Raw genomic sequence first — 14,274 nt, 5'->3', positions numbered from 1 at the left:
TCAATGTTAATGCATAAAAAATAAAACGCTCGCCTATAAAAACCTTCGTCATGATTTTTAATCAACAGGCGCCGTGACACCTTCGGAAAGAACGATATAAAACCGCGCCGTCCAAATGTTCGCCGCCGCTGTCAAAAAGAGAAAAAGAATCAGGTGAACGGACGCTCCGAAATAAAGAGGCAAAGCGTAATAGTTTGCCGCTGCCGCTGCTAAAATGCCGATAAAAGAAATTAAAACTTCAATGATTGTGATCAGCAGCACAAATGAAACAATGCGGATCGGATGCGTCCGGAGCAGACGGAATGATTTCCGGTAGCTTTTGAACACTTTCGCATCATCGATGACGATAATGTATGAAACAAAATAGAACATAAAAGAGACGATCAGCAAATAAACGGCAGAGATGAGCGTCGCAAAAAGGACGGGCGCCGCCAATTCTTGAATCATGGGAATCAGCAGGGAAGGGTCGTTTGTCAGCGCGTCGGTAACGTAATCCGTCCCGTATTCGGGGTTTCCGAAAATCTGAAGAACGGGCGTCCAGAATAAAGCGGAAATTGAACGGAGCAAATGAATAAATACGGATGCTGCCGCCAATCTCAATGTGTATTTTTTCCCGAAGCGGAGCATATGCGAAAGTTTTGTGCCGTCCGTTTCAACGACTTCTTTGGCCATGCCGATTGAACCGGCCGCCGCAAATGAGGAGAGCAGCAAAATCAGAAAAAGATAAGCAACGGACAACAGGGTGAACAGTTGGTACCCCCATTGATTTTTCAAATCAAGCGTCAGCAGGATGCTGAACAGAATCAGCAAAAAAATGAAAGAAAGATAATAAAGGACGGCCGGCGCGAACAATACCGGATGTTTTTTCAGATTTTTCAACCCGTTAACAATTGTCATGAATATGTTTTCAATCATAGGCGCACCGACAAAAATGGGATTTCTTCAGAAATGAAATGTTTTGAAATAAAAGAATTTCAAAGAATTTCAAAGAATTTCAAACAATTCCAAATAATTCAACTATTTCAAAGAATTAAAAATAAATTTCGAAGTAAAAGAGAATAAGGTTCTTTAAATAAAGATAATTTGGTTCAAACTCGTCAAAATCGGATTCCTGAAAAGGAAAAAATATTTTTAAGACATAAATTAAAAAATAAAAGAATAAAAGAGTTGAAAGGATTGAAAAAGATTTAAAGGAATATAAAGAGTTAAAGGGATAAAAAGGGATGAGAAGAATGAAAAATAAAAAAATAAAAAAATAAAAAATAAAAATTAAAAAGTAAAAAGTAAAAAGTAAAAGGATTAAACTTTAAAATTCAGTCTTTTAAACGGGACCGGTTTCAAAAGTTTAATCTCTCGGATTTCAAAAAATTGAAATTAATCTTCTTTTCCATCGCTGTATGTTTCATAAATTGTTTCTTCGACAATTACGGGTCTTGTGACGCCGTCTTCCAGTCTGTCCATGATTTTTAAATCGATGTACTTGCGGCCGGACCATGCGGCAACGAGCGCGAGGATGAATGCGGAAACAACCAATTCAATGATGCCGTACAGCAGAATGCCGACCATCGGAATGAAAGCAAGAATGATGCCGAGCAGCCACATTAAAAGACTGACAACGAAGTAAACGATAAGCATCACAAGCACAAAAATAACGACAGCGGATTTGTTTTCCGTGAAAATGTGATAGGATCTTTTCAGACTGTCAATAATTCCGAAATCATCGTAAATCAAAGCGTATTCTGCGAAATAGAAAAGGAATGCGCAAATGATAAGATAAACGAAATAAAGAATCATCAGCAGCATGAATATGATGCTTGTCGAAGCGACGCTTGCATAAACCGCGGCAGCGCCTCCGATAATTCCGATCAGAATGGACGGAATAAACAAAATCAAATAGATCAGAACGGACAAGCCGAGTTCTTTCAGGAAATATTTTTTACCGTAACGCATCATGTCGGAAAAATTCGTTTTTCCGCTCAGGATAGCTTCTTTAGACATTCCGATTAAGCCGGCCCGAAGGAAAGCCGTGGCCAAAACAACAACAACCAAAATCACAAGTCCTAAAACAAAGAACATGGTTATTGTTCCCGACGGAATGTTTCCGAACATATTTAAAATATAATCCGGGTCGATGTAAAGCTCGGGGTTCTCCATCATGGAAGTCATAATGCCCGATTTTTCAAAAAATGAAATGGTAAAATAAACGCCGAATAGTGTCACAAGTATAAATTCAATTAAGCCTAAAATGATGAATGGTAAAGCCATTATTGGGTTTTTTTTGACGTCGTCAAATCCTTTTTTGAGGATGAAATTGATATCTGCCATGTTTTTAACTCTCCGTTATTGTTTTTTATAAATGATTATTTGTTGCGGAAGCAACACTTAGAGATATATAAGTACAAATATAAAAACTCTGCTGAAATCTATATACTTTTTTGAAAAAACAATATTAATTATTAAAAACATATAAATTTGAAAATACGTGATTTAGAAACACATGAATTTGGAAACACATGATTTGGAATTAATACATTCATTGAAATAAATTGATGCAAATAAGGAAGAAAAGAAAACAGAAAAGAAAATCTTGAATAAAAAATTCAAAAGATAAAGAATCGGAAGACAAAAGCCGGAAGACAAAAGCCGGAAGACAAAAACCGGAAGACAAAAAGCAGGGACAAAAGGCCGGAACATGAATCAAAAAGAAAACATATACGTTGTCGCCCATTGTCTGTTAAATCCTGCCGCGCGCGTCAAAGGCATCCGGCAACCGTCTTTGTTTGACGCCCGGGATAAAAAGATCATTCAATTGCCTTGTCCCGAACTGATATATGCCGGGCCGGACCGCGATAAAAAAGCGCGGGAAGATTATGACACGCCGGATTACAGAGAATTCTGCCGGAATTTGCTTGCGCCTTCTGTCGAAATGATTGAAATGTTTTCCGAAGAGGGATATGCGATTATAATAAAGGGGATGCCCAAAAGTCCTTCCTGCGGGGTTTTGACGACAAGCGTCAAAGACGGAAACGCCCCGGAAAATAAAACCGTTGCCGGATACGGCGTGTTTTTTGAAGAAATTAAAAATGAATTGAACCGGCGCCGGGTTTCTTTTTTAATGACTGAATGATGAATAAGAATGGAATCAATGACCGAATGATAATGACTGAATGACAAAAAAATGGTTTTATTTAGGTTATAATTCCGGCGCCTGACTCTTTTTTTACATCCCTATATAATGTTTTGGTTTTTAAATTTTTAAAAGCGGTTATATGCTTTGCGGGAAAATTCGACATTATGCTGAAAACAGAAATTCGAATGAAAGATTTGCCGGAAACGGAACGGCCGCGTGAAAGACTTTTAAAATACGGACCGGAATCGCTTTCCGATGCGGAACTGATGGCTGTCGTTCTCGGGACAGGAACAAGAGGGATGAACATTGTCACCGTCTGCCGACACATATTTTCAAATATGTCGCTTAAAAAACTGAGCCGAAGCTCTGCTGCCGAACTGATGAAAATTCCGGGAATCGGCCAAACGAAGGCCTGCCAAATCATATCTGTTTTTGAACTTTCAAGGCGGCTGGAAACTTATTCGGAAGAACCGAAAAGAAAAATAAACGGCCCGGATGACATTTTTCAATACATTTATCCGAAAATCCGGGAAGAGAAACAGGAAAAATTTATGATTCTCTGCTTGGATACGAAAAATCAAATCATTTCAGATGTCACGATTTTTGTCGGAAGCCTTGACTGCAGCATTGTTCAGCCGCGGGAGATATTCAAAGCTGCTTTATTGGAATCGGCCGCCTCGATTGTGCTGATTCACAATCACCCGTCGGGCGATCCCGAACCGAGCAGGGAAGACATTGTCATCACCAACAGAATCATCGACAACGGTAAACTGCTGGGAATTCGTGTGTGGGATCATTTAATTATCGGAGACGGCTGCTACGTCAGCATGAACGAAAGTGAGTATATCGGGTAACGAATCGGAAAAAAGAATTTTTAAAAAAGCACAAAAACAAAAGAAGCACAAAAAGTAAAAAAGCACAAAAGCAAAAGAAGCACAAAAGCAAAAAAAGCACAAAAAGGATAAATGCACGTCAGAAGGAAGTGAAAATAATATAATTTTGCCTTAAAGTGGAATAAAAAAATAAAAAAAGACACTTGTCACCACATCATTTATAACAGGCTGATTCTTTTACAAAAAGAAACATGCCGGAGGTATATCTTTAATGGACGAGCCGTATACAGTTCCTTATCAAGGCATCTATGCAATTTGCGATGAAAACGGTGAAAACGCCGAAATTATCGAACATTCAAATTGCTGGGGCGGTGCCTGCTGGTCTCTGCATCATTATGCAAAATCCCCGGCAGTCAAAAGCGCCCGGGCGCTGGGCGAATGTATCCGCTATTCTGTTAAAACCGGACCCTCAACCCTTGAATTAAAATCATCCGTTGCGGCAGCCGGAATTGAATCCGTCATTTGCGACGATTCCAAAAATGAAGTTCAAATCACTTACATGGGAATCGGCGGCGGCGGCATCGGCGCAACCAAATGCCGGGCTTATGCCGACGGTGTTTTAAGATACGATATTTCAGAATCCGGCGGCGGAAAAACGGCAACCGGAAAGATATTTGTCCCGAAACGGCAGCGCGTTTTAATCGCAATCGACGACACAGATTCCTGTGACGAAGGCGCCACCTGGACACTGACGCACAATATCGGAAAAGCAGTGAGCAATGAAAACGCTGTTTATCTGTCACAGGCGCTCGTTCAATTATTCCCCGTTCCCGAAAAAACACAAAACTGCATGTCAACGGTTTTGGAATTCGGCTGCACAACCGAAGCGGCCAAAGAAAAATTAATTGCCGGCATCAAAGAACTTCTTTTGGAATACAGCGTCAGTGAAAATACAGGAATGCTTGTCTACACCGGTTTTGACGTCACGGACGACCTGAGGGAATACAGCCGGCAGGGAAGAACAATGCGCGTCTCCCGCGAAACAACATTGAAAACCGCTGAAAACAATCACGTGGACATCATTTTAGACGGAAACGGCATCATCGGCGCAATGGCGGCTTTTGCCTGGTTTGCGCAGCCGATTGAATCTGTCAAACCCGAATTCGATATCAATTCGGTTTAAACGAAATTGAGCTGATTTTAAATTTAAACTTAACTTTAAGATTTCAGACAAAATCTGAAAGCAAAACACACTTTTTTCAAAAACGAAATTCAAAAATAAAAATCAAAATGAAATTTCAAGTAAAAATCAAAAACGAAATTTCAAATAAAAATCAAAACGAAATTTCAAGTAAAAATCAAAGCTAAAAATCAAAATCAAAAATCGGGGCAATCAAAGTTTGCCGCCGACGACTGCATTTTGGCACCGGCAGTTTTTATGACATTTGTTTTGATCGGGATGATTTCTGCAATCCGATAAAACGGATGCTAAAGCGAATATAATTTCAAAAACAGTTTTTTGGTTTTTCTCAACGGCGGCTGTTACTTCATCGGCCGTCACCATATTTCCGCTGAGACTGGTCGCCGGATTTGTAATCGTGCAAAACGAAGCATAACAAAGGCCGGCTTCTTTTGCCAGGACAACCTCGGGAATGCCCGTCATGCCGACAACATCCGCGTAATGAGCAAACATCTGAATCTCCGCTTTTGTTTCAAACCGGGGCCCTTCCGTGCACAAATAGACCCCTTCCGAATAAGAAACAGATCTGTCTTTTAAAATGCCGTACAGCAAACTTCGAATGTACACGCAGTACGGGTCCGTCATGTCGACATGAACCGTGTCTTCATCATGAAATGTGCTGATTCTGTTTTTCGTCAAATCCACAAAATCGGTCGGGACAAAAAAAGGAAAATCCAAAAAGTTCTCAGGGGATACGGCCGGCTTGTCTTTGAGCCGGTCTTTTGTTTCGAAATTCCCGGTCAGCGGCACGCTTCTCATTAATCCGACGGAATTGACGGACAAAACAGGAGCGCCGATTTGGCGGGCCGCGTCAACAAGCGCCAAAAAATTAATTTTATGAGGCGGAACATGCTGTTTTCCCTGATGACGGGAAATAAAAACAATATCCGAACCGTCTTTTGAAAAGGCGGAAACAGAAACAGTCCCGTAAGGTGTTTTAATTTCAGACCGCGCCGCGCCGTCTTCGGACAGAGAATCATATCCGACGCCGCCGATAACCGTTAATGCCGTATTTTTAAAAGATTCCAAAATATCATCTCAAAAATTAAATGAAATTAAATAAATTTAATTGGATTAAATTAAATCGAATACAAAATGAATAACGGCTTTCTATTTTAAGATGATGAAAATTTCAAGAGAGGAAGCAGAAAGAAAACAGAAAAATAGAGAAGAGAAAAACAGAGAAGAGAAAAACAGAGAAGAGAAAAACAGAGAAGAGAAAAACAGAGAAGAGAAAAACAGAGAAGAGAAAAACAGAGAAGAGAAAAACAGAGAAAAGAAAACAGAGAGAAAAGAGAAAAAAACAGAAAGAAGAATAAGAAAAAAAGAGAAAGAAAGCAGAAAATCAAATGAAAAGAATATCGGATGAAGAAATTAAATTCTTCTGCGGATATAATCCCACATGAACAAGCCGGATGTCAGAACAACCAATATTGAGAAAACGGACAAATGTCCCTGCACCTTTTGAATGATATCGGTAACAGGGTTTTGCGGGATATCAATACTGTAAGGCTCCGGTGTGTCGTTCTGTTTTGTTTCAGGTTCGTTTACGGGAATTTCCGCGGCAAAACCGAATGAATTCGAGCCTGAACGGGATGTTTTGGCTTCAGGTTCAAGGGATGCCACCGCAAAAGAAGAAAAACTCGGCGTTCCCGCTGTTACAATATAGTAATCATCCATCCGGGAAACACTTTCAATTTTAAGCGGCACTAATTTTGTTTCGCCGTTTTCTTCGACAATGTGGAAGATGTTTAATTCATCTCTTTCAATGACGTTTCCTTCCGAATCAATCATCGGAACTTCGAACTCCAGCAGAACCCTGCCTTCAGTTTCAGACAATATCGCGTTGATTTCATCTTTGTTGCTGAAATCGATATTGACAACCGCATGAACAGGTGTTTCGTCTCCAAGATATTCGTTTTCAATACTTTTCAAGACTTCCGAATTTAAATTTTCAACAATCAGTTCGGAATTTTGAAGCACTTCCAAAAGTGCTTCGCTTCCCGGGAAAGAAATGCCGGACAAGCCGGAAACTTCGGGAGAAGACAAATCATTTTTAACGGAAATACTGATTTTTCCGTCTTCAATGACAGGATTAAATGAAATTTTGCGGAATTCACGCTTAAATGTAAAAGAATAAGCAGCATCGTGATATGAAACGACATTTTCTTTTTCGTCTTCATTGCCGATTTCATTCGGATCTGCATTTTCATCAGGCGTATTGTCATCCGTCTGAATCACTTTATACGGATAGAAAGTGACGGCCAAATTGCGGTTTTTCAGCAAATCGCTTCTCAACGCATCCGAATTCAAAGACATGAAATGCGGATACAATGCAGCATTTTCATCATTCACATCAGGTAATTCTTCAAAATCGTCATTTAAATTTTCATCCGTATGAGAATCCTGATATGTGCATAAATAATTCAAACCGTCTTTTTCGTCGTCGTTAATCAAAATATTCCATTGATATGTTTCAGAGCATTCGGAAAGAAGAGTGCCGGCCACATTCACTTTTTCAGTTCGGGAATCGGAATCATATCCGATATAAGAATCGTGAACAGGACAAATGAAAACGTGGTTCAGAGAAAATGAATTTTGCGAAGATAAGTTCATAATAAATTCCGGTTCATACGGAATAAAATCTGTTTTTGCATCACCGTCTTCAAGTTCTTCGTTTTCGTCTTCGGTTTCATACCAATAAATCATTCGAAGACAGCCTTGTTCAAAAGAGTAAATCATATTATTTTCATACAAGACTGTTTCTTTAAAATCGGGATAGACGGAAGAGCCGTCATTGAAATACGTTGAAAAATCAATAATATAATACGGTTTTTTATTAAAATCGTGTGTAAATCCGCCGGTAACCGGATAAACAATCTTTTTGACATCCGGATCTGCATTTTCAGGGTCTTCCGTATTTAATTTTTCAACTTCTTTTGATTCGACTTTAAATGTCAGTTCGCGGTCAAGATGAGTGACATTCGTATCGGTTTCATTGAAAGAACCGCATAAATAAATGACAAATTGGCCGTCGTCGTTTAAAGTTATATCAGACAAATTAAATTGAATAACATTCACGGCAAGAACATTGAATATGCCGGAATTTGCGGAATATGTGGCTCCGTTGTAAGTTCGAACCATATTACCGTCTCTGACAGACTCAAAATTGTTTACAATTGTGACGGTTTCTCCGTTGACGTATATGGTTTCTTGGTAATCCAGAATATGCAGATTTCCGCTCAGAATTGAGTTTAAAGAATTTTTATCGGGATCAAAATCATCCGCTGCCGCTGCAAGTCCCGTTCCGAAAACGGATAAAAGCAAAATAAAAAGGAGGCAAAATTTGAATTGAGACAGCATATTATTTACCGACAATGAAATTTCATATGAATTGTACAATAATTCGTTTTTGAAAGTATATCAAAAACATAATAGTCAAAGATATATAAAGTTTATTAGGAACATACTGAATATTTTAAGATATATGAGTAATACTCATGAAGTAATATGACATAATAAATTTAAAAAATTAATAAGGAATTTTTAGAAAAAAATAAAAATTCCGATTAAAATCAAATGAATCAGCATAAACAAAGGAACAGCCCATGTGAACGGCTTCTTTTGTGTTTTATGTCTGAAAACAAGCATGCCGGCATAAGCCCCGAAAGGTCCGAAAAAAGCCAGAATCAAGAGTGTTTTTTCAGGGACGCGCCATTTGTTCAGCGATGCTTTCGTCTTATCCAAACCATATGCGGCAAATGCAATAATGTTTAAAACAAGATAGATAACCGCCAAAAAACCAAAATTAGAGATGAGTTCCACCATAAATTTGAGAAATCGAGTATCCTATATATATCTGATGCACGGATCAAAAATTAAATGAGACATTCTCTAAAAGAATAACTTTGTAAAATAATATACATTGAATCAAATGAAAGAGAAATAAACAAATCAAAAACAAACAAATCAAAAACAAGCAAATCAAAAATAGACAAGCAAAAACACAAAAGAAAAACAATCCGATCAGACAAAAAATTAATTTTCCGAAACGGCTGCCTTTTCATCGGCCTGTTTTGAAACGGATGATTTCTGCGGCTGCCGTGAAGTTTTTTGCGGATTTTTTTGAATAATGTCAATGATTTCGCCGAGATTGCCCAATTTGTAATCCGGTTCAAAATAGAAATCACGGTCATGGTCGTTTCGGTCACCGTAAGCGGCGTACGCTGTTACCATGCCGATTTTTTTGGCGGGCGCAATATCGCGCCTGAGACTGTCGCCGATATACATAGATTCGGAAGCATTCGCGCCGGAACGGTTCAGCGCAAATTCAAAGGCGCCGAGATCGGGTTTCTTTTTGCCGGACATATCATAAGCAATCACGTCGTCCACCAGGCCGTCCAGCTTGACGCGTTTCATCCGGCGGTAAGCGTTTTCCGTATCCGCGTCGGTCACAATAATAAAAGAGCGGTCCATGTCTTTGACGGTTTCAATCGTTTTGCGGACGCCGTCGTAGAGTTCGACATTTTCGACTTTGACATCTTCATAGATGCAGCAGCATTCTTCAAAAAGAGATTCGGAAAAAACATATTTTTCTTTCAGGAAATCTTCGATATTTTCCAAATTTTCAAATCCGTAAATACCGCGCAGGAAATAAGAAAGCATTTCATGCGGATCCCCGGTTCCGATATGATCGACAACAGCCGCGCAGGCCTTGACTTTGGCGTGAACGAAATCAAAAAGCGTGTTGTCCATATCCGAAAAAATGTATTGAATTTTTTGTTTTTCTGCATCCGTCATTTCAAATGTTCCTGTTATTTAAAAATCATTATTCAAAATGAACGAAGATAACATTATAAACCTATCGGAAAAAAGGAAAAGCAGATTCGAGAAGATGAATTTGATCCGAAATCAAATCGAATCAAACCAAACCAAATCGAACCAAACCAAATCGAATCAAATCAAAAATTCTTCGCCGACATCCAAACAATTCAAACAGCCGCAGATTTCGCCGTCTTCATTCATTCGGCAGATTTTGCGGTACGGTTCACCGAGCGGCTCCTGTCCCATTTTATAAGTGCCGTAATGCATCGGAATCAAATTTTCCGCGCCGAGAATCCCGGCGGCTTTGACGGCTTCGTCGGGAGAAATGTGGGCGGTTCCCGCGATGGAGCGGGGCGTGTAAGCGCCGATGGGCAGAATCGCGTAATCGATTGACGGAAAGAGTTCGGAGATGGTTTCAAAATGAGAACTCCAGGCCGTATCGCCGCCGAAATAGATGGTTTTGCCGTTGCCGCGAATGATAAAACTGCCCCAAAGCGTGCTGTTGTTGTCAAAAAGACCCATGCGCGACCAATGAAAACTGGGAAGGAAATAGATTTCGATTTCGGGAACGGTCCGGTACTGCTGGTACCAGCCGGCTTCCTGCCAATTGGAAGTGAAATATTTCAAATATTTATGACCGCCCAAAGGCAAAAGCGCCTGCGTTTTTTTGTTTCCTTTGAAAATTTTCCGAAGCGAGCGCATATCGGCATGATCATGATGCATGTGAGAGATGAGAACGTAATCGACATACTTGAAAACATCCACGTCGCAGGGAATCGGAACCATACGCGGGCGTGTCGGGAAACTGTTGTAAGACGGATCGGTCAGAAGAGTGACGCCGCCGAGCCGGATAAAGAAAGAAGCGTGGCCGAGCCAGACAATCATGTCTTCATCGGATTTGAAAAAATCATCATTCGGGCAGAACCCGAGACGAAACGTATCATTTTTGCGTTCTGTCCGCTGCGGATTATACAATCTGGACTTCGCAAATTTCGTTATGCTGATCTGGGAAGGGCGATCATTTAAAAAAGAGCCGTTTCGGACAGGATTTCCTTTCCACCCGTTTTTAATGATCGGAAGATTGGGATTTGAAAGATACTCGATTGACAAAATAACACCTTTAGATTCGTTTTTACCATTTTATCGTTTTTAAAGCTTAGATATAATTATATGAACAACTATAAAAATATGACATAAACTTCTGCTTTTTGAAATACAATATTCGCCAAGAGAAGTATAATATAAATGAAAAACGATAAAAGAGAAGACTTGCCGGAGAGACGGACAAAATCGGCAAATCAAAAACCAAAGATTAGAGAGGAAAAGAAATGAGGGTTATCGGAATTTTGGGCAGCGCCCGCGAAAACGGCAGTACGAAATATTTAATGAACGAAATGATGAAAGAAGTCGAAGCGACAGAAGCCGAAGCAAAAGGTGTCGAAACAAAAGGTGCCGAAACAAAAGAAGCTGAAGCGAAAGGTGCCGAAACAAAAGGTGTCGAAACTGAAATTTTCAATTTGGCAAAGATGAATATCGGCTGCTGTTTCGGCTGCGAATCCTGCCGAAAAACCGGATCCTGTGTTCGTAAAGACGATATGTACCTGCTTTACGACGAGCTGAAAAAAGCGGATGCCGTTGTAATCGGAACGCCGATTTACATGGGCGAAATGACCGGCCAGCTGAAAACGTTCATCGACCGCTGTTTTGCTTTAAAAGATGCCGAACGCAATTCATTGATTCCCGCCGGCAAAAAGTTAGCGGTTGTCATCACGCAGGGCGCACCGATGCCGGAACATTATGCAAAAACACCGGAACGGATCGAATACATATTTCAGGGATACGGATTTGTTCCTGTCGGAACCGTGACTGCCGCCGGCGTTCACAACACGGACGAACTTTTAAAAGACGAAAGTGTGTTGGAAAAAGCAAGAGAAATCGGCAAACAATTAATATAAACACAAGACATAGATGAAGCATAAGCTAAAACATAAAACATATACGAACAACTGTAAAAACATAAAACGAATGCCAAAAAAATAAAGTCAGGCTTAAAAACATAAAATTCAAAAACGGGGTGAATGATTTTGAAAAGTTGTATGAGCGATGAGACGCGGCGGAAAATTGCCGAGCATCCCTGCTATTCTCCGGAAGCGCAGCATAAATTCGGGCGGCTGCATTTGGCGGTTGCCCCGTCCTGCAATATTCAATGCAATTACTGTGACCGGAAATTTGACTGCGTCAATGAAAGCCGGCCGGGTGTGGCAAGCGAAGTTCTTTCGCCGAAAAACGCGCTTGAAAGAACGGAACAGATTTTAAAACAGAATCCCTACATCAGCGTCATCGGCATTGCCGGACCGGGCGACCCGCTGGACAATGACGAAACGTTTGAAACATTCCGCTTCATTCGCGAAAATTTCCCGGACAAGACGCTCTGCATCAGCACAAACGGATTATTACTGCCCGATCGTTTTGACGAACTGCAGGAATCAAATGTGGAAACGCTGACGGTAACGCTCAATGCGATTGATCCTGATATTCAAAAAGAAATCATCAGCATGATTTATTACAACGGCGAAAAATATGAAGGCCGAGCCGCCGCCGAGATTTTAATCGAAAATCAGCTTAAAGGCATCAAAATGGCGGTTGCCGCGGGAATGACCGTTAAAATCAACACGGTGCTGATTCCCGGAATCAATGACAAACACATCATCGAAATCGCAAAAAAAATGAACGGCCTCGGTGTTTACATCATGAATGTGATGCCGCTCATCAACCAAGCCGCTTTTGCCGATATTGTGCCGCCGACAGACGCGGAAAGAAAAGCCGTTCAGGACGCCTGCGCGCCGTATGTCAAGCAGATGAAACACTGCAGGCAATGCAGATCAGATGCTTACGGCCTGCTCGGGAACGATTTGTCGGTTGAGAAGAAAGCCTGCGGAAAAGAATTGAAAACGATTACCGCCTCCAAAAAAGACGGGGAAATTAAGGAATAAACGAAGGGGTAACAGCGTGCCGAATTCAGATTCATCGATTGACTTGCAAAAACTCGCCGAATCCATTAAAACGTTTGACGGCACTTCCCGAAAAGGACCCATCGCCTCTGTTTCCGAGATTTTCAAAGATGTCGCCGACGCTTACGGCGGCTGCATCGCGGATTTCGGAGACGATGCGGCGGCGATTGACATCGGAAACGGCGATGTCATCTTGTTTGCGGCCGACGGCATTTGGGGCCGGCTGATTGAAAAAAGTCCGTGGTGGGCGGGATTTACGTCCGTGATTGTCAATGTGAACGACATTGCCGCGATGGGCGGTCGGCCGCTTGCGATGGTCGACGTTGTGTCATCGACAGATTCCGAAACGTTTAAAGAGATTTTCAAAGGAATGGCGGAAGGCATTAAAAAATTCGGCGTTCCTGTCGTCGGCGGGCACACGCATCCGGAAGGCGAAAAATCCTTGTCGGTTGCAATCATCGGAATCGCGAAAAAAGAACACATCATTCGAAGCGATTCGGCAAAACCGGGAGACGTTGTCATTTACGCGATTGATTTGGACGGGCGGACCGGGCCGAATTCGCCTTACAGTTTTGAATCCGTCTCCGCCAAAACGCCGGAAGAAATCCGAAAGATGTATGAAGCGCCGCAAATTATCGGACAGAGACAGCTGGCAACAGCCGGAAAAGACATCAGCAATCCCGGTGTGATCGGAACGCTCGGCATGCTGTGCGAAACAAGCGGTGTCGGCGCACAGATCAGGCCGGCAGACATTGTGAGGCCAAAAAGTTCCGAAAATTCGGAAATCACGATTGAAAAATGGTGTTTAATGCACCCCGGAACCGGATTTGTTTGGACCGCAAAGCCTGAAAACGCAGAAGAGTGCATCCGCGTTTTGGAAGAAGGCGGCATGACTGCCGCGGTTTGCGGCGAAATGACGGCGGACCGGAAAGTGACGATTGAAGACGGCAATGAAACGGCTGTTGTTTTTGATTTTGAAAAAGATAAGATTACGGGAATTCAAAAGATCTGATTTCGAATTGCGGTTTTCAATTAAGATTTTCAGTTAAAGTTTTCAACAAAGTTTTCAGCTGAAGTTTTCAATTCAGGTTTTCGCATTTACGTTTTTTACGATTTGAAAAATCGGAAGATTGTCCGAACTTTCAAATTCGGACAATCTTTGAGAGGGTTGGTTTAAATGAGGTCTGTTTTTAAGTTCGGCTTCCGGGAGTTAAATATTTTTTTTGCGGAAGCCGT

14 protein-coding genes are annotated in these 14,274 nt (G+C 41.2%); 7 read left to right on the top strand and 7 right to left on the bottom strand.

All coding sequences use genetic code 11. The features are described 5' to 3' along the window. Positions 1–57 precede the first annotated feature (57 nt). Entirely contained in the window at positions 58–915 is an 858-nt protein-coding gene (locus MmiAt1_RS02910; RefSeq protein WP_318785396.1) for a DUF7847 domain-containing protein, read from the bottom strand. A 459-nt stretch (positions 916–1,374) separates the two neighbouring features. After that, complete coding sequence (locus tag MmiAt1_RS02905; protein WP_318785395.1) at positions 1,375–2,325, bottom strand: DUF7847 domain-containing protein; 951 nt, start codon at positions 2,323–2,325, stop codon at positions 1,375–1,377. A 367-nt stretch (positions 2,326–2,692) separates the two neighbouring features. Here MmiAt1_RS02905 and MmiAt1_RS02900 point away from each other — a divergent pair, with 367 nt between their 5' ends. The 3 genes from MmiAt1_RS02900 to mmp11 all read left to right on the top strand — a co-directional run bounded on the left by MmiAt1_RS02900 (position 2,693) and on the right by mmp11 (position 5,146). Continuing rightward, complete coding sequence (locus MmiAt1_RS02900) at positions 2,693–3,127, top strand: hypothetical protein (protein ID WP_318785394.1); 435 nt, start codon at positions 2,693–2,695, stop codon at positions 3,125–3,127. A gap of 167 nt (positions 3,128–3,294) precedes the next feature. Next, positions 3,295–3,984: a RadC family protein gene (gene radC / locus MmiAt1_RS02895; RefSeq protein WP_318785393.1), complete on the top strand. Its 690-nt coding sequence runs from the start codon at positions 3,295–3,297 to the stop codon at positions 3,982–3,984. A gap of 250 nt (positions 3,985–4,234) precedes the next feature. After that, on the top strand, positions 4,235–5,146 hold the full coding sequence (mmp11, locus tag MmiAt1_RS02890; RefSeq protein ID WP_318785392.1) for a methanogenesis marker protein 11: 912 nt from the start codon (positions 4,235–4,237) through the stop codon (positions 5,144–5,146). Positions 5,147–5,356: 210 nt separating this feature from the next. Here mmp11 and MmiAt1_RS02885 read toward each other — a convergent pair whose 3' ends face one another. After that, on the bottom strand, positions 5,357–6,232 hold the full coding sequence (locus tag MmiAt1_RS02885) for an MTAP family purine nucleoside phosphorylase (RefSeq protein ID WP_318785391.1): 876 nt from the start codon (positions 6,230–6,232) through the stop codon (positions 5,357–5,359). Positions 6,233–6,323: 91 nt separating this feature from the next. On the opposite strand from MmiAt1_RS02885, the gene MmiAt1_RS02880 reads away from it, so the two are divergent. Then, complete coding sequence (locus tag MmiAt1_RS02880) at positions 6,324–6,572, top strand: hypothetical protein (protein ID WP_318785390.1); 249 nt, start codon at positions 6,324–6,326, stop codon at positions 6,570–6,572. 5 nt (positions 6,573–6,577) lie between these two features. Here the strand turns inward: MmiAt1_RS02880 and MmiAt1_RS02875 are convergent, their stop codons facing one another. The 4 genes from MmiAt1_RS02875 to MmiAt1_RS02860 all read right to left on the bottom strand — a co-directional run bounded on the left by MmiAt1_RS02875 (position 6,578) and on the right by MmiAt1_RS02860 (position 11,137). Beyond that, positions 6,578–8,566, bottom strand: a complete 1,989-nt coding sequence (locus tag MmiAt1_RS02875) for a hypothetical protein (RefSeq protein ID WP_318785389.1) — start codon at positions 8,564–8,566, stop codon at positions 6,578–6,580. A 183-nt stretch (positions 8,567–8,749) separates the two neighbouring features. Next, on the bottom strand, positions 8,750–9,031 hold the full coding sequence (locus MmiAt1_RS02870) for a DUF1294 domain-containing protein (protein ID WP_318785388.1): 282 nt from the start codon (positions 9,029–9,031) through the stop codon (positions 8,750–8,752). Positions 9,032–9,241: 210 nt separating this feature from the next. Then, complete coding sequence (locus MmiAt1_RS02865) at positions 9,242–10,003, bottom strand: HAD family hydrolase (protein ID WP_318785387.1); 762 nt, start codon at positions 10,001–10,003, stop codon at positions 9,242–9,244. A 156-nt stretch (positions 10,004–10,159) separates the two neighbouring features. Continuing rightward, positions 10,160–11,137, bottom strand: a complete 978-nt coding sequence (locus MmiAt1_RS02860) for an MBL fold metallo-hydrolase (RefSeq protein WP_318785386.1) — start codon at positions 11,135–11,137, stop codon at positions 10,160–10,162. A 218-nt stretch (positions 11,138–11,355) separates the two neighbouring features. On the opposite strand from MmiAt1_RS02860, the gene MmiAt1_RS02855 reads away from it, so the two are divergent. The 3 genes from MmiAt1_RS02855 (at position 11,356) to MmiAt1_RS02845 (ending at position 14,050) form a co-directional block, all read left to right on the top strand. After that, complete coding sequence (locus MmiAt1_RS02855) at positions 11,356–11,982, top strand: flavodoxin family protein (RefSeq protein ID WP_318785385.1); 627 nt, start codon at positions 11,356–11,358, stop codon at positions 11,980–11,982. 123 nt (positions 11,983–12,105) lie between these two features. After that, on the top strand, positions 12,106–13,020 hold the full coding sequence (gene nifB, locus MmiAt1_RS02850; RefSeq protein ID WP_420891269.1) for a nitrogenase cofactor biosynthesis protein NifB: 915 nt from the start codon (positions 12,106–12,108) through the stop codon (positions 13,018–13,020). Between the two features lie 16 nt (positions 13,021–13,036). Beyond that, positions 13,037–14,050, top strand: coding sequence for a methanogenesis marker 2 protein (locus MmiAt1_RS02845; protein WP_318785384.1), 1,014 nt, complete (start codon positions 13,037–13,039; stop codon positions 14,048–14,050). Positions 14,051–14,274 lie beyond the last annotated feature (224 nt).

The sequence above is a fragment of the Methanimicrococcus hacksteinii genome, from assembly GCF_032714515.1.
GTDB lineage: Archaea > Halobacteriota > Methanosarcinia > Methanosarcinales > Methanosarcinaceae > Methanimicrococcus > Methanimicrococcus hacksteinii.
The sequence above is the reverse complement of the archived record's forward strand: the minus strand, read 5'-3'. Positions and strand labels throughout refer to the sequence as shown.